Here is a 15,470-nt window from a genome sequence, read left to right as displayed (position 1 = left end):
CTTTTCAGGTTGTTGAATCTATCCGTTATTCCTGCGCCTTCGAGTCACGCAACCGTTGCTGAAGGTCGCGGGCCGCGGAGGTGTCGTGCATCACGACGAGGCTCTGCACGTAGTACGTGAGCGCCCAGAGGTTCTCCTCCGGGATGGCGCCCTTCCACGACGGCATGGCGGCGCCGCCGACGCCCGCGGCCATGACGCGGTAGAGGTCCTCGCGCTGGGCCTGCGCCGAGTACGGCTGGCCCTCCACGCGCGTGCCCTGCGGCCACACGGTGCGCAGCCGGTGGAAGAGGAAGTCCGGCGGCAGCACCTTGGCCAACTGCGTGGCTTCGCCCTTCGCGTCCACGGTGAGCGAGTAGTCCGAGTCCCGAGGCAGCGCCGTGTACGGGTCCACGTTCGCCAGGTTCACCTTGCGTCCGGTGACGCGCTCCGTGAGCGCGGCGAGCTCCGCGCGGGGCAGGTACGCGACGTGACAGCTGGCGCAGCCCGCGTTGCCCTTGCCGGCCACGTGGTAGACGGTGCGGCCGCGCTCCACGGCCTCGGCCTCACGGCCCTTCCAGGGGTCCTCGGACAGGGCGATGGCCGCGCCGGGGGGCTCCTGCGTCCAGCGCGGGCTGAAGGTCTTGAGGTACTGCACCACGGCGTCCACGTCCGCCGGAGGCACGTCCCACGCGAACATGGGCGTGCCGTGCAGGCCCCGGCGCAGGGTGCGCTTGAGCGCGTCGTCGGTGGGCAGCTCGCCCGCGGCCACGCCGCCGAACTTGTAGAGCCCCTGGCGGAAGTTGCGCGGGGGGGGCCGCATGCCAGCGCCCGCCGGGCCCTGCCCGTCGCCCTTCTCGCCGTGACAGGACAGGCAGTAGTGCGTGTAGACGTCGTAGCCGCGCGCCAGCGTCGCGGCCGGGAGGGTCGTGCCGTCCGCGAGCTTCAGGGGCTCGAAGGTGGGCGTCTCCTTGCGGCACGCGGGAGCGAGCGCCCCCAGCGCGAGCACGGCGAACATGCGGAGCGAGAAGCGGGAAGTGGGCTTCATGGGAGGTAGACCACCGCGAAGAGGACGCCGTACATCGCCGTCGAACACCACCAGCCGGGCAGCGCGCGCCGCAGCGGCCCCCGCGCCTCCAGGCCACGCAGGACGCGGAGGCCCGCGCGCAGCACCCCCACGAGCACGACCGCGAGGTGCGCGGCCTGCACCGCCGACAGGCCATACAGCGCGGAGGCGAAGACGCCGCTGTCGGGGACGCGGAGGTCACGGTACCAGAACAGCACGTGCAGCCAGGCCGCCTGCGCGGCGAGGAACCCCGCGCCGGTGCCCAGCACGCCCAGCAACGTGAAGCGGCTCCGACGCGGCTCCGCGCCGCGCCCGAGCGCGGCGTGCAGCAGCACGGCCCCGACGACGAGGAGCCCACCCGCCAGCGCGGGGACGAGGACTCCGGGACGCGCGGACGCGGGCGGCCAGAAGCCTCGCAGCCGGTAGAAGCCCGCGGTGAAGGCCACCGCGCAGAAGAGCATCGTGGCCGCGCCGTGCGCGATGACGGCTCCGAACCAGAGGTTCGCTTCGTCGCGCTGGGGGGACGGGGAGGCCAGGGTCCCGGCGGGTTCATTCGTGCTCACGGTGCGGGACTCTCGCATGCCTGGGCCCGGCGGGGAGCACCAGGAAGCCGGGCGGCCCCCCGTCCCTCGGAGCGGCGCCCATTGACCGAATCACGTCCACCCATCGCACCCGCGCGCGGGAACGGGCATCGGCGCGAGGCGCGGTGCGACGCACGAAGCCGCTCCGGACCGTGCCCACGCGCCTCCGGGCTCCGCACCTTCCGCGTCCCTCGCTCGCGCGTGCGCCCCCGACGCAAGAACCCCGCGTGCGGAGGGGCCGCTCGGGAGTAGCCTCCGGCGCTCACGCCCGATGCGACCCGCGCCCACTCCGCTCGCAGCGCCGTCCCCCTCCATCCCCGCGCGTACCTCGCGGGCCGCGGACCTGTGGCCGTTGATCATCGTGGCGCTGGGGGCCTGGGCGCTGCGCGCGCTGGCGTTCTTCCATCGCTCGGGCGCCCTGGGCTACCCCGTGGACTACGGCGAGGGCGTCTCCTTCTCCGCCGCGTCGCTCCTGCTGCGCGGGGACCTGCCCTACCGCGACTTCATCTTCGTCCACCCGCCCGGCAGCCTCCTGCTCTGGGCTCCTGGCGCCGCGCTCACGCTGGGGCTCGACGCGGCCACCGCCTACGGCATCACCCGCTACGCCGTCGCCGCCGTGGGCGCCGCGTGCGCGTTCCTCGCGGGGCGGGTCGCCTGGCGCGCCTGGGGTCCGCTCGCCGGCTGCGTGGCCGCGCTCGCGTATGCCGCGCATCCGGAGGCCGCCCTCGCCGAGCGCGGCACCTTCCTCGAGCCCCTGCTCAACCTCCTGTGCCTGGGCTTCGCGAGCCTCTGGCTCGCCCCCGTCCCCCACTCCCGAGCACGCCGCATCGGCGCGGGCGTGCTCCTGGGGCTCGCCCTCTCCGTGAAGCTCCCGGGTGGCCTGTGGCTCGTCCCCGCGCTGCTCTCGCGCCCGGGGAGGGAGTCCTGGCGCCACGCGCTCCTGCCGGTGCTCGTCGCGTGCGCCACCTTCGCCGTCGTCGTGGGCCCCCTGGCCGCGCTCGCCCCTTCCGAGTTCCTCCGCGACGTCATCACCTTCCAGGTCGCGCGCCCGCCGGACGGTGAGCCGGACCGCTGGCTGCGCCTGCGCGACATCTTCCACGAGCGCCGGTGGGGCGAGGTCCTCCTCGCCCTCGTCGGCCTGGGCGCCGCGTGCGTGCGCGCCCTCCGCGCCGCGCCGGAGCACCGCCCCGCCGCGCGCTTCTTCGCCTGCGCGTTCGTCCTCACCGTGGCCCTGCGCCTCGCGTCGCGGACCTACTGGAGCCAGGACAACGCGCACCTCGCCGCGTCGGAGGCCGTGCTCGCGGGCCTGGGCGCCTCCGTGCTCCACGCCTTCAGCACCCGCTGGGGCCGCGCGACCTCCCGGGCCGTGGCCGGGCTCGCGCTCGCCGCCGCATTCCTGCCCGGCGCGAGGCACGTCCTCGAGAGTGCCCGACAGCAGGCGCCGGACGTCGTGGCGCTCGCGAAGCACCTCCGCACCGACGTGCCGCCCAAGGCGTGCCTCTACTCCTTCGAGCCCGGCTGGGCGCTCGCGGCGGGCCGGCTCCCCATGGGCGCCACGCCCATCGTGGATGGCTACGCCACCATGCTCCAGGACGCCATGAGCACCGGCGACCGCTTCGAGGACACCGCCGAGGCCCTCTCCGCCCCCGAGGCCCAGCAGGCCCTGCGCGTCATGCTGGACGCCTGCCGCTTCGTCATCCTCGGCCAGCGGGGCACCTGGCAGCTCACGCCGGAGAGCCGCCCCTGGTTCCGGCGGCGCTTCGTCCGCCGCTTCCCCGAGGGTGACGCCAGCGGCGTGGACCTCTGGGAGCACCGCTAGACAGCGCCCTCCACCCCGGGCACCGGCGTCGCCGCCGGCTCCGTCACCGCCACCTCCGAGGGGAGCGGCTCCGCTTGGCCAATCCAGTCGCGCCCCAGTTGCGCCTGGACCTCCGGCTGCGACAGCGCGTGCGGCCCGCGCAGCACCACGGCGCCAGGGCCCGCGTCCATCCACTCCAGGGTGCCCACGCGCCACGGGTTCGGCTCCGCGGCCCGGCCCCACCCAAGCGTCCGCACCAGGTTCACCACGAACACCAGCTGCGCCGCGCCCAGCGCGAACGCCGCCCAGCTGGTCCACCGGTTCAACGTGAGCAGGTGCGCGAGGAACGTGTACTGGTACGGGTCATAGAGCCGCCGCAGCTGCCCCGCGTAGCCCGCCAGCAGCTGGCCGCCGAACACGGCGATGAACAGCACCGCGCTCAGGAGCACGTGCGCCTTCGCCAGCCGCTCATCCAGCGCGCGCCCGTACAGGCGGGGGAACCAGAAGTAGAGCCCCGCGAACACCGCGAGGAAGCTGGCCGCGCCCATCGTCAGGTGGAAGTGGCCCACCACCCACATCGTCCCGTGCAGCGGCACGTCCGTCGCCACCGCGCCCAGCGCCAGCCCGGTGATGCCGCCCAGGCCGAAGACGACCATCGTCGCCAGCGCCGCGAGCATCGGCGACGTGAGCCGCACGCTGCCCCGCCACAGCGTCATCAGCCAGTTGAGGAACATCACCTGGGCGGGCAGGGAGATGAGCAGCGTCAGCACCATGAACGTGCGCCCCAGCACCGGCGCCATCCCGCTGGTGAACAGGTGGTGCGCGTACACCGCGCCGCTCAGCGCCGTCACCGCGCCCATGGCCCCCGCCGTCAGCCGGTAGCCGTGCGCGGGCTTGCGGCTGAAGAACGCCACGAAGTCCCCCACCATGCCCCACGCGGGCAGGATGAGGATGTAGACCTCCGGGTGGCCGAACAGCCAGAACAGGTGCTGGTACACCACCGGGTCGCCGCCCCCGCCCACCGCCGCCGCGCCCGCGATGAAGAACTGCGTGCCCGCCACCCGGTCCAACAACAGCAGCCCCGTGGCCGCCGCCAGCACCGGCACGAACAGCACGTTGAGCACCGCGCCGTAGAACAGCCCCCACACCACCAGCGGCAGCCGCCCCCACGTCATCCCCGGCGCCCGGCAGCGCACCACCGTGACGACGAAGTTGAGCCCGTACAGGAACGCGGACACGCCCACGCACAGCACCGCCACCGTCACCAGCGTCTGCCCCAGCCCCGGCGTGAACGCGGGCGTCGCCAGCGGCGGATAGGACGTCCACCCCGCGCTCGCCGGCCCCAGCCGCACCCCGAACGACGCCAGCATCAGCGCGCCGCCCGCCGCGTAGGCCCAGAAGCCGAGCGGCGACAGCCGGGGGAACGCCATCCGCTTCGACCCGATGGCCAGCGGCAGCACGAAGTGCCCCAGCGCCCCGAAGAGCAGCGGCGTCACCGCGAAGAAGATCATCAGCAGGCCGTGCATCGTGAACACGGCCGTGTACGTGGGGGGCGTCAGCGCGCCCTTCGACTCGGGCAGCACCCACCCGAGCCCCGGCACCGGCTGCCCCGGCCACGCCCACTGGAAGCGGATGAGCATGGCCAGCAGGCCGCCCACCAGCAGGAACAGGAACCCGCCCCACAGGTACTGCCGCGCCACGCGCTGGGGGTCCGTCGTCCAGAGCGACCGCAAGAACGCCCCCGCCTTCATGGCGTCCTCCACACCCAGCCCCAGTGGGCCGCCGTGTCGTCCGGGTCGTAGCCCTGCGCCGCCTTGAGGCTCGCCTCGTGCAGCCACGCCGCGTAGGCCTCCGCAGACAGCGCCGTCAGCATGCCGCGCATCCGGTAGTGGCTGGTGCCGCAGTGCTGGTAGCACGCGGCCTCCCACGCGCCCTCGCGCGCGGCCTGGAACCAGGTCTGGTTCACGCGGCCCGGAATGGCGTCCAGCTTCACGCGGAAGGCCGGCAGCGAGAACCCGTGCACCACGTCCGTGGAGACGAGCTGCACCCAGACGGGCACGCCCGCCGGCACGCGCAGGTCGTTCCACGTCACCACGTCGTCCTTCGTGCCGAACGCGCCGTCCGCGCCCGCGTACCGCGCCTCCCATGACCACTGGTGCGCGTTGATTTCAATCCGCACCGTGCGCGGATCCTCCGAGGGGACGCGGAAGTTCCAGAGCACGTCGTTCAGGTAGCCCTGGGAGCCCAGGAACAGCGTCCCGTCCACCACGCCGAACACGCCCACCGCCAATCCCAGCACCCACGCCCGCGAGCGCCGCGTGCCCCCATCCGGCGCCACCTTCCGAGCCCCCCGGAAGCGCGCCACCGCCAGCAACATCCAGCCGAGCATCACCGCCGCCAGCGCCACGTCGAAGCCATGGCTGGTGGCGAGGAGCGCGTCGATGCGGTCGCCCGTCGCGCTCGCGTTCTCCGGCGGCGCCAGGCTCCACGCGCCGCGCGCGGAGGGCACCGCCAGGGGCGCCTGCGCATCCGGCGGCGCGACGTCGCTCACGGAGGACGGGGACACCGCGGGGGACTCCGCCATCACGGATGCTCCTGTTCCACGGGGGCCGAAGCCCGCTCCTCGCGCCCCGCCCGCCAGGCCGCCCAGAGCCCCACGCCCACCAGCGCGAAGGGCACCAGCATCAGCGCCAGCAGCAGCTCGCCCGCCCCGCCCGGAGACTCCGGCGCCCGGGCCGTGCACGAGGGGCACGCCAGCGCCGCCGCCGGCGCCAGCCCCCCCAGGAGCCCGAGCCCGAACCGCAGGGAGCGCGACCGGAAGCCTCCCCACCCGCCCGGCGAAGCGCGTCCACGCGGGGGCTGGGAGAGGGCCTGGGACATGGCCTCCGGGCTAGCACGCACCCCGCGTCCCCTCAAGGAGCACCCCGTCCGCGCCAGAGCGGCCACTCTCCCTCATGCCTCGCATGCGGCCAGCCCCTACCCCGGCCTGCCCGGCGCTTGTGCGCCCCCCGCCGATGCCGTACGTGCCGACCCATGTCCGTCGAATCGCCCAACTCCCCGTCCGCTCCCCGCTCCCGTCCCCTCCGCCGCTCCTGGGTCTGGGCGGGCATCGCCGTGGCGTCGCTCGGCTTCATGGGGGTGGCGATCCACGACCTGGCGCAGGGCCGCTCCGCGCCGCCGCCCAGGCTGGGCGCCCTGCCGGACTTCACCTTCACGCGGCAGGACGGACAGCCCTTCGGGCTGAAGCAGCTCCGCGGCCACCCGTTCATCGCCAACTTCATCTTCACCCGCTGCCCCACCGTCTGCCCCGTCTTCACGCAGAAGATGGCGCGCGTGCAGGAGCACACCGCGGCGCTGGGGACGGATCTCCAGCTGGTGTCCTTCTCCGTGGATCCGGCCTACGACACCCCGGAGCGGCTGGCCGAGTACGGGGCGAAGTACAAGGCGGACTTCACCCGCTGGAGCTTCCTCACCGGCGACTACGGCACCCTCAAGGACACCATCGTCCAGGGCTTCAAGATCAGCATGGGCCGCGAGCCCGGCGCCGCCGAGGACGACCTGCTCTCCATCTTCCACGGCACCCACTTCGTGCTGGTGGACGGCACCGGGGAGATCCGCGGCTACTACGACAGCGCGGACCCCGAGGCGACCGCGAAGCTGGAGACCGACGCCTTCCGCATCACCCGCGAAGAGGGCTGAAGCCCCCGCTTCCTGATCGCGCCCGCACTCCGGGTGTGCCTCAACGGGTCTCATCGCACCCGGCCGCCGAGCGGGTTCCAGCCCGGGCTCGACGCCCGCAAAGGCGAAGGGCCGGCGCCCCGCCCATGACGGACGGGGGACCGGCCCCGGGTGGCGCCGCGCGGCGTTGGCCCGCAAAGCCGAAGGGCCGGCCCCACCTCGCGGTGGAAACCGGCCCTCGTGCCTGAGTCACGCCAGCTTCAGCGGGGAACTCAGTTGATGAGCGCCGCCTGGGCGTGGGCGAACAGGTTCTGCACGTTCTGCTGCGCGGGCTGGGAGGCCAGCGCGCCGACCTTGTCCGCACCCTCCTTCACCACGCCCGCGATGTCCGCGATGGACTTCACGGTGGGGGCGAACTTGGTCAGCTGGGACAGACCGGCCAGGGGCCCCTTGGAGAGCAGGGACGCGCCGGAGTCGATGAACTTCTCCACGAACGGCTTCGCCAGCTTGCCCAGACCGAACGGGAGCTTGTCCAGGAGGCCGCCCGCGATGCCCTTCAGACCGCCGGCCAGGGCGCCCACGGGGTTCTGCACGAAGTTCAGCGCCTTGCCCGCGATGTTGGCGACGCCGCCCGCGATGTTGGAGACCGTCTTCGCGACGCTGCTGACAACCTTGCCGATGCCGCCCATGGTGTGACCCCCTGCTTAAATCTGGTTTGGAGAGTGTGTGCCGAAGTGAAGCTGCAAAAGGATTCTCGGATGGAGGAGGAAAATGTTTCCGCCGAATTTCCGATCAATTTCACGGGGATTCCGGGTGACCTCAGCCGCGGGTTCCGCCGCCGCCCTTCTTCAGCTGGTCCATCAGCTCCTGTCGCTTCGCCTCGTCCTGGGGCGCCTGGGGGGTCTCGGCCGTGGGGTTCAGGCTCGGCTTGCCGGCGCCGCCCTTGCTGGCCTCGAACTCGGACTTGGCGAACGGGTTGCCCTGGCCGGGCAGCTCACCCTTGGCGCCCGCGACCAGGAACTCACCGACCTCCTCCACCGTGTGCACGGGGAAGCCGTTCGCCTTCAGCTCCTCGTCGGAGACGACGTTGAGCATGGGCTCCTTGTCCTTGTCCTGCGCGTACTCGAGCACCAGCTCGACGTAGTCCTCCAGCTTCATCCCCACCGCGTCGGCGATGCGCTTCGTCTCGGGGTCCTTGAGGAGCTCCGCGCGCACGACTTCCACGGGACGGGACAGACCACGCTTCTTGCCAGGGGCTTGCTGAGACATGTGATTTCGCTCCGGAGAGGAGAGGAAAGACGGCTGGGAACAACTCTAGCCCATCTTTCCAGTAGTACCCATTCCCCCCCCGGATGGCCCTCCGCCCCCCCTGAAAGCCCCCCGGCCGCGAGCCGCACCTCCCCCGCGCCCGGCCGGAAGGCCGGAGGGGGGGAGGGGGTCACGTCCCGGTGACGGGAGCCCGGAGGCGCTCAGCGGACCGCGTTGCGGGCCGTGCCCTTGCGGGCGGTGGCCGGCGCCTTGCGCTTGGGCAGGATGCGGGTGACGGAGCCGGGGCGGCGCGCGATGGCGGCGGCGCGCTCCTGCTCCTCGGCGGCCTTCTGCGCCGCGGCGCGCGCGGCCAGCTGCTCCGCCTGGCGGGCCCAGCGGCGCCTGAGCGCGTCCCGCAGGCCGTCCGTCTGGAGGTCCACCTGCGCCTGGTGCAGGCGGTAGTGCAGGTCCTCGCGCAGCGTGCCCCGGGTGAGGGCGGCCATCGCCGCGCCTGACACGCCCACCACCACCTTGGGCCGCTCCTCCTGCATCTGCAGGCAGCGCAGGATGAGCCCCTGGGCGTCCAGCGGCAGCTTCGCCACGTCCGGGATGAACACCACGCCGTTGGGCTGCTGGAGCGCGCCCGCGAGCTCCGGAGCCTGACGCACCTCCGTGAGCGGGACGCTGAAGTTGCGCGCGGCTTCCTCCGCCCAGGCCCTGCGCTCGTCCTCGGTGCCTCCGTGGATGAGCAGCGATGCACGGTTGGAGACGAGGTCCTCTTCTCGATAACCGCGAAGAGCCACGGGATGCCCTACCCTTCTGGGAAAGCGGGTCCTCCCAAAGTCTAACGCCCTCCCGGGTCGCCTGTTCAATCCCTCACGTGCGGGAAAAACCAGGGACCCGCGCCGCGAGGAGCCCCCTCACTGGACGCCCGTTCCCGGGTCACGCGGCGGGCACCACCAGCACGGGGCGGCGGCAGCGCAGCACCAGCTCGCGCGCCACGGCCTCCTCCAGCGCGTCCGGGACGGGCTCGCGCCGGGGGGACGTGCCCACGCACACCAGGTCCACGCCCTCGCGCTCCGTGGCCTGGCAGATGGCGACGGTGACGTCGTCCCCGCTGACGCCCTCCACGCTCCAGTGCACCGCCCGGGCGACCGCGTCCCGGGGCACCTGCGCCCAGAGCCGCTGGAGCACCGGGTCCCGCTCGCCGTCGGGCTCCGGGAGCACGCCGTGGAAGTCCCGGGGGCCCCGCTCGCGGCCCCGGAGCCGGTGCACGTGCAGCAGGTGCACGCGGCCGCCCGGGCCCACCAGCGCGCACGCCTGCGCGATGGCCTGGCCGGACGCGGGGGTGAAGTCCACCGGCACCAGCGCGCTCCGGGGCGGCGGGAGGCGGCGCGGCTCGCGGGCGCGGGGCGGGATGCACGCCACGGAGCGCTCCGCGTGGCGCAGCACGCCCTCCGACACGGAGCCGTGCCACAGCCGCTGCACGCCGCCGCGCAGGTGCATGCCCACCACCGTCAGCTCCGCGCTGCGCGCGTGGGCCACGTGCAGCAGGTGGTCCGCCGGGCGGCCGTAGCCGGGCTCCAGCACCACCTCCACGCGGCCCTCTCCCTCCAGGTCGCCCAGGCGCTCGCGCACCTCGCGATGGAGCACGCGCTCCACCAGCGGCTCCAGGCCCTCCATGGTGCGCTCGCGCGAGTCCAGCCGCTCCACGTGCACGGGGGTGTGGATGCCCAGCCGCTCGCGCTCCTCCAGGGGCGAGCACACGAAGGTGGCCAGCACGTCGCACCCGCCCACGCGCCGCAGCTCCCGCAGGAAGGTGATGGCCGCGTCGGACGTGGCGGAGCGGGGGTCCACCCCCACCATCACCAGGAGCCGGCGCCGGCCCCGGGCCCAGTCCAGGAGCGCCGTGTCGCGGCGCACGGCCAGCACCGGGGCGCAGCCATGGCGGGCCAGGCGCTCCGCCAGGGACGCCTTGCGCCAGGGGGAGGTGCGCCAGCCCTCCGCGGCCACCACCACCAGCCGGGCGGCGCGGCACTCCTCTTCTCCCAGCAGCGTCTCCACGGAGGCGCGCCGCTGCATGCGCGGCGCCACCGAGCCCACGAGCGTCCGCAGGCGCGCGGCCTCCGCGGCCAGCCCGCCTTCCGCCGTGGACAGGGCGTCCGGGGCCTCCGCGTCCGGGACCTCGTCATCCACCCCCAGGAGCCACAGGGGCTCTCCCAGCCGGCCGGCGAGCGTCGCCGCGACGGTGGCCGCGTGCGCGGCGTCGGCGGACAGGTTGGTTGCGCAGATGATGGCCATGGCGGCGCCCCCCGGAGAGAGGCGATGCCCGCGGGAGCCTCCCCTCCCGCGAAGGATGCGCACGCCGGGCGCGCGGTGGCGTGCGGGCGCGCACGCCGGCCTGCCTGCCCCCCAGGGTGGGGCGTCCCGGCGCCCGGGCCCTCAGCGCAGCAGCTGCTGGTGGCCGTCGTGGTTGGTGTGGTCCTGGTTCTCGCCGCTGCCGCCGCGCTGGTTCTCGCGGCCGAAGGTGGACAGGAACACGCCCTGCGCGCTGCTCGCGTACTGGTACGGCCGGCCCCAGGGGTCCCGGGGCACCTTGGGGAGGTACCGGGGCACCAGCAGCGCGTCCAGGCTCCCCTCCTCCGGCAGCTGGCCCCCGTGGTCCGCCCGGTAGCGCTCCAGCGCGCCCAGGATGAGGGTGAAGTCCGCGTGGATGCGCTGGGCCTGCTCGGGGTCGCGGTGGCGGAAGGCGGTGAGCACCAGGGCCACGACGAGCGCCAGCCCGAACACCACCGCCACCCAGGGCAGCGGCGAGCGGCGGGACCTGTCGGAGGCGGCGGACGGGGAGGTGGCGGCCATGGCCCGCCCACCCTATCGCGTCAGAGGGCGCGGTAAAGCGGCACCGGCTGCTGCTTGCCCTTCAAGCGCACCGGCGGCAGGTCCTCGAAGGCGTTCTCGTTGGCGTCCACCAGCTCGCGCGTGCGCTCGCCCACCAGGATCTCCCCCGGCCCGGCCAGCGCGCACAGCCGCGCGGCCACGTTCACCGCGTCGCCGATGCAGGTGTACTCGGCCCGCATCGCGCCGCCGATGTTGCCGGACACCACCACGCCCGAGTTCAGCCCCACGCCCAGCTCCAGCACCAGGGGCCGGCCCTCGCGGCCGAGGGCCACCCACTCGGCCTCCGCCACGGCGCGCAGCTCCGCCACGGCCTCCATCATCATCTTCGCGCACTGGAGGCCCCGGAGCGCGTCGTCCGGGCGGCCCACCGGCGCGCCGAAGACGGCCATCAGCCCGTCGCCCAGGAACTTGTCCAGCGTGCCGCCGCAGGTGAGCACCGCGTCCGACAGCCGGCCCAGCACCTGGTTAAGCACCGCCACCACCTGCTCGGGCGGGAGGCTCTCCGCCAGGCCGGTGAAGTTGCGGATGTCCGCGAACAGCACGGTCACCTCGCGCTTCTCGCCGGCGAGCACCGCCGCGTCCGCGCTCTTGAGGATCTCCTCCACCACCGCGTCGGACGTGTAGCGCGCGAACAGCCGGCGCATGCGCTCCGTCTCGTCCGTGCGGCGCACCACGCTCTCGATGCGCGCCGCCAGCTCGTCCAGGGACGCGGACTTGTTCACGTAGTCGTCCGCGCCCGCGCGCAGGCCGCGCACGCGCTCCGCCTCGCGGTCGTTGGCGGTGAGCATGATGACGGGGATGGCGCTGCGCGGGCCCTCCTTCAGCCGCCGGCACAGCTCCACGCCGTCCAGCCCCGGCATCTCCAGGTCGCTCAGCACGATGGCCGGCTGTAGCCGCCCCAGGCCCTCCAGCGCCTCGTAGGGGTCCTGGAAGCAGAGGACCTCGTAGCCCAGCGCCACCAGCCCCTCCTGCACGAACGCGCACGCCAGGGGGCTGTCGTCCACCACCACCACGCGGCGGCGGCCCTCCGTCGTGGGGCGCGGCAGGTCCTGCCGGCCGACGATGCGGTTCTGCACGCCCAGCGCTTCGTAGATCTGCTTGTACGTGCAGTGGCCCAGCTCGACGAGGATCTCCCCCAGCCGCCGCCCGTCGCGCCGCTGCCGCGCCAGGGCCTCATCCAGCTGCGCGAGCGACACGTACTTGAGCCCCACCAGCAGCTCGCCCAGGGGGGGCTGCGCGGGCCCCTTCTCGTGGTTCAAGCCCAGGGCCTCTCCCAACGCGTCCTGAATCTGCTCGCGCGACACGTAGCCCAGGGAGATGAGCGCCTCCCCCACGCGCTGGCCGGTGAGGGCCTGCAGCGCGAGCGCCTCCTGCACCTGCCCCGGCGTGACGACGCCCAGCTTGAGCAGCAGATCACCGAAGAGGGGACTCGATGCACTCACGCGGCAGCCTCCGTCACACGCCCAGCGGTGGAGCGTAGCGCAACCCCGCCCCCCGCGAACCCCTCACGCGCGGCCCCGCCGCCCCACGTCCCACAATCCGACGGCGGCCTCCTCCCTTCGGACGGTCCGGCGCGCGCCCTACCCCGCGCGGTGCTCCTGCCCGGCCCTGAGCAGCGCGTCGAGGGTGGACGCGTGCTCCGGGAGCGTCTGCTTCAGGGTGTCGAGGATGCGGTCGAAGTCCTCCGGCGTCTGCGCCCAGCTCGCCTCGCGCGCCAGGTTCATCAGCACCACGAGGGTGCTGTGCTCGGGGTCCGCGTTGCCGGCGCCCATGGTGGACAGGAGCGCGTAGGCCTCGTGGCCCGAGATGCCGTAGGCCTGGAGCATCTTCACCGTGGCGTCCAGGCTCAGGCCGTTGTGCGTGCCCTCGGTGAGCAGCCACGGGTACTGCTGGGCCAGCCGCTGCACGTCCTCCGGCGGGATGCCCAGCTCCTGCGTGAGCTCCTGGATGCGCTCGCCGTCCGCGTCGCGCAGCGTCGCGCTGAGCGCGGGGTCGACGCCGATGGCCTCCAGGTACTTCTTGCGCGCGTCGTCCAGCTTGCCGGCCTCGAAGATGCCCGCGGTCAGCTCGCCGATGACGGTGATGGCCGCGCCGATGCCGTTGATGAGCAGGCCCACGGGCGCCGCCGGCGTCAGCTCCAGCGCGCTGCCCAGCGCGCTCACCGCGTCGCCCAGCGCGGCCACGAGGTAGCCCGGGTTGTTGTCCTGCACGAACTGGTTGAGGTGCAGCCCCAGCGACGCCGCGTTGGCCACCAGCCCCAGCGCCGGCGCCAGCTTCGCCGCGAAGGACGCGCCCTGCGCCACGTTCCCCGCGAGGGCCATGGACTGGAGGACGCTGGCGGTGAGCCGCGCGCCGCTCTCGCCCGCGCTCGCCAGGTTCTTCACCACCCCCAGGAAGTCGCCCTCCCTCCCCGCCTGGATGGCCCCCACCGCGCCGAAGGCGATGCCCGCCACCGTCAGGCCCCTGAGGAGCGGGCTGGCCTTGTCCCACTTGCCCGCGAGCTGCTGGAGCCGGTCGAAGTTGCCCGCCCGCGCCAGCTTGATGGCCTCCAGGCCGTCCTTGATGTCCGCGAACGCGGAGGCCCCCGCCCCGCCCGCCTTCTTCAGCGGGTCGAGCAGCGCCTCCAGCTGCGCCAGCGCCGCGTCCGGGTCCTGCGTCGCCAGCAGCTGCGAGGCCGCGTTGGGGACGCCCGTCTCGAGGATCTTCTTCGCGAAGTCCTCGCCCCAGCCCGCGGCCAGCTGGCCCATGGGGCTCGTGGGGTCCGCCAGGTACCTGGCGCCCAGCTCCACGGCCACGGCCGCGTGGGGCGAGTCCGCGAGCAGCTCCAGCCCCTTGCGCAGCACGGCCCCGTCCTTCTCGGGGTTCGCGTACGCGGCGGCCTCCAGCACGGCGGCGTTGTCCTTCACGACCTGGGCGAGCTTCTCCCCCGCCGCCTCCAACTGGTCGTAGACGCCCTTGTTCTCCGGGTCGTTGCGGAACGCGTCGATGTACGCCTGCTTCTGCTCGGGGGTGAGCGTGTCGCCCAGGCCCGCGAGCTGCTGGGCCAGCCACTCGTCCTTCTTCCGGGCCTCCTCCAGCGCCTTCTCGTAGTCGGAGGTGGCGCCCTCCACCGCGGCGAGCGCCGCGTCCGCGCCCTCCGGCCGCTGGGCGGGCGTCACGTCCAGCGCCGCCAGCACCGGCTCCCAGACATACGGCGAGGCCTGGCTCATCGCCTGGAGGTCCGCCTGGGTGAGCGTGCCCGCGTCGAGCGCCGCCTGGAGGCCGTGGATCAACGCCTGGCGCTGCTCCTCGGTGCCCCGGAACTCGCCGTTGGTGTTGATGAAGAGCCCCTCCATGCCCGTGACCACGTTCTGCAGCACGCTGTCCGAGCCGCCCTCGGCCAGCAGGCCGATGAAGGCGGCCTGGAAGTCCGGGTCGTCCGCGTGCGCCTTCAACATCTCCGCGGCCTGGTAGGGCTGGCCCAGGGAGTGGGCCTGCTGGAGCTGCTCGTAGCAGGCCTGCGCCTGGGCCACGGACTCCGGGTTCAGCGCGCGCGCTCCGGTGGCCGCCGTGGCGGACGTGCCGGCGCCCTCCACGGGCGCGTCCGCCACCAGCATCTCCTGGAGCGAGGGCGCCACCTTCGCCTGCGCGAGCGCGGCCTGGCGCTCCGGGGAGCCTGGGGGCGTGGAGAAGATGCGCGCCGCCTGCGTCGCGGGCAGCGAGCCCACCGGCTGGTACTGCGGCTGCGCGCGCTGGTAGTCCGCCAGCGACGCGTAGCCCTGCTGGGTGGCGGGGTCGAAGACGCGCTCGCCCTGGCGCACCACCACGTGCCCCGTCCGTCCTTCCGCGCCGGGGCGCGCGTCCTTCAGGAACACCAGCTCACTGCGCGCGCGCAGCTGGGGGCTGGCCGTCTCCACCCAGTCCGCCGCGAGGTCCAGGCAGTTGACGCTGCCGTCGCGGGTGTCCTCGGTCAGCAGCGACGTGGCGGGCGCCGCGCCCGCGTCCAGCCGGGGCTTGCGCGCGTCCGCCTTCGCCGCGTCGAAGCCCGAGGTGCCCGGGGTGGCGTGCTTCACGGTGTTGGCGGCCGCCCTGGCGGCCGCCCTGGCCGCCGCCTCCGCCGCCTTGCGCGCCGCCTCGGCGGCCGCCTTCGCCGCGGCCTCCGCCGCCCGGCGTGCCGCGTCCGCCGCGCTGGAGTTGGAGACCGGTGGGTTGCCCGAGCCGTTGACCGCCATGTGCCGCTCCCGTC

General features: G+C 73.9%; 14 protein-coding genes. 2 read left to right on the top strand and 12 right to left on the bottom strand.

All coding sequences use genetic code 11. The features are described 5' to 3' along the window. Positions 1-25 precede the first annotated feature (25 nt). On the bottom strand, positions 26-1,024 hold the full coding sequence (locus U8525_RS10000) for a c-type cytochrome (protein ID WP_374264144.1): 999 nt from the start codon (positions 1,022-1,024) through the stop codon (positions 26-28). Beyond that, positions 1,021-1,605 (bottom strand): hypothetical protein, encoded by a 585-nt coding sequence (locus U8525_RS09995; protein WP_374264142.1) that lies wholly within the window; start codon positions 1,603-1,605, stop codon positions 1,021-1,023. Before U8525_RS09995 ends, U8525_RS10000 begins: the two co-directional genes overlap by 4 nt. A 379-nt stretch (positions 1,606-1,984) precedes the next feature. On the opposite strand from U8525_RS09995, the gene U8525_RS09990 reads away from it, so the two are divergent. Beyond that, positions 1,985-3,442 (top strand): glycosyltransferase 87 family protein, encoded by a 1,458-nt coding sequence (locus U8525_RS09990; RefSeq protein ID WP_374264228.1) that lies wholly within the window; start codon positions 1,985-1,987, stop codon positions 3,440-3,442. Here the strand turns inward: U8525_RS09990 and U8525_RS09985 are convergent. Genes U8525_RS09985 through U8525_RS09975 form a run of 3 tightly spaced genes read right to left on the bottom strand, consistent with a single transcriptional unit; the run spans position 3,439 to position 6,301 of the window. Beyond that, positions 3,439-5,172 (bottom strand): cbb3-type cytochrome c oxidase subunit I, encoded by a 1,734-nt coding sequence (locus U8525_RS09985; RefSeq protein WP_374264140.1) that lies wholly within the window; start codon positions 5,170-5,172, stop codon positions 3,439-3,441. The two genes, U8525_RS09990 and U8525_RS09985, sit on opposite strands and share 4 nt — an antisense overlap. Next, entirely contained in the window at positions 5,169-6,005 is an 837-nt protein-coding gene (locus U8525_RS09980) for a cytochrome c oxidase subunit II (RefSeq protein WP_374264138.1), read from the bottom strand. Before U8525_RS09980 ends, U8525_RS09985 begins: the two co-directional genes overlap by 4 nt. Further along, positions 6,005-6,301: a hypothetical protein gene (locus U8525_RS09975; protein ID WP_374264136.1), complete on the bottom strand. Its 297-nt coding sequence runs from the start codon at positions 6,299-6,301 to the stop codon at positions 6,005-6,007. Before U8525_RS09975 ends, U8525_RS09980 begins: the two co-directional genes overlap by 1 nt. A gap of 153 nt (positions 6,302-6,454) precedes the next feature. Between U8525_RS09975 and U8525_RS09970 the strand changes: the two genes are divergently transcribed. Further along, entirely contained in the window at positions 6,455-7,120 is a 666-nt protein-coding gene (locus tag U8525_RS09970) for an SCO family protein (protein WP_374264134.1), read from the top strand. 251 nt (positions 7,121-7,371) lie between these two features. Here the strand turns inward: U8525_RS09970 and U8525_RS09965 are convergent, their stop codons facing one another. From U8525_RS09965 to U8525_RS09935, 7 genes are all read right to left on the bottom strand, one after another. Beyond that, positions 7,372-7,788 (bottom strand): hypothetical protein, encoded by a 417-nt coding sequence (locus U8525_RS09965; RefSeq protein WP_374264132.1) that lies wholly within the window; start codon positions 7,786-7,788, stop codon positions 7,372-7,374. A gap of 130 nt (positions 7,789-7,918) precedes the next feature. After that, positions 7,919-8,368, bottom strand: a complete 450-nt coding sequence (locus U8525_RS09960) for a hypothetical protein (protein WP_374264130.1) — start codon at positions 8,366-8,368, stop codon at positions 7,919-7,921. Between the two features lie 200 nt (positions 8,369-8,568). Next, the gene (locus U8525_RS09955) at positions 8,569-9,150 is read right to left on the bottom strand and encodes a Fis family transcriptional regulator (RefSeq protein WP_374264128.1); all 582 of its coding nucleotides are present in this window, start codon (positions 9,148-9,150) and stop codon (positions 8,569-8,571) included. A gap of 139 nt (positions 9,151-9,289) precedes the next feature. Next, the gene (locus U8525_RS09950; protein WP_374264126.1) at positions 9,290-10,648 is read right to left on the bottom strand and encodes a universal stress protein; all 1,359 of its coding nucleotides are present in this window, start codon (positions 10,646-10,648) and stop codon (positions 9,290-9,292) included. Between the two features lie 141 nt (positions 10,649-10,789). Beyond that, positions 10,790-11,206: a type II secretion system protein GspG gene (locus U8525_RS09945; protein ID WP_374264124.1), complete on the bottom strand. Its 417-nt coding sequence runs from the start codon at positions 11,204-11,206 to the stop codon at positions 10,790-10,792. 20 nt (positions 11,207-11,226) lie between these two features. Further along, positions 11,227-12,687, bottom strand: coding sequence for a response regulator (locus tag U8525_RS09940; protein WP_374264122.1), 1,461 nt, complete (start codon positions 12,685-12,687; stop codon positions 11,227-11,229). Positions 12,688-12,825: 138 nt separating this feature from the next. After that, positions 12,826-15,456: a hypothetical protein gene (locus tag U8525_RS09935; protein ID WP_374264120.1), complete on the bottom strand. Its 2,631-nt coding sequence runs from the start codon at positions 15,454-15,456 to the stop codon at positions 12,826-12,828. Positions 15,457-15,470: the final 14 nt, after the last annotated feature.

Source organism: Corallococcus sp. RDP092CA, from assembly GCF_041903675.1.
Classification (GTDB): domain Bacteria; phylum Myxococcota; class Myxococcia; order Myxococcales; family Myxococcaceae; genus Corallococcus.
This window is presented reverse-complemented; position numbering and strand designations above follow the sequence as displayed.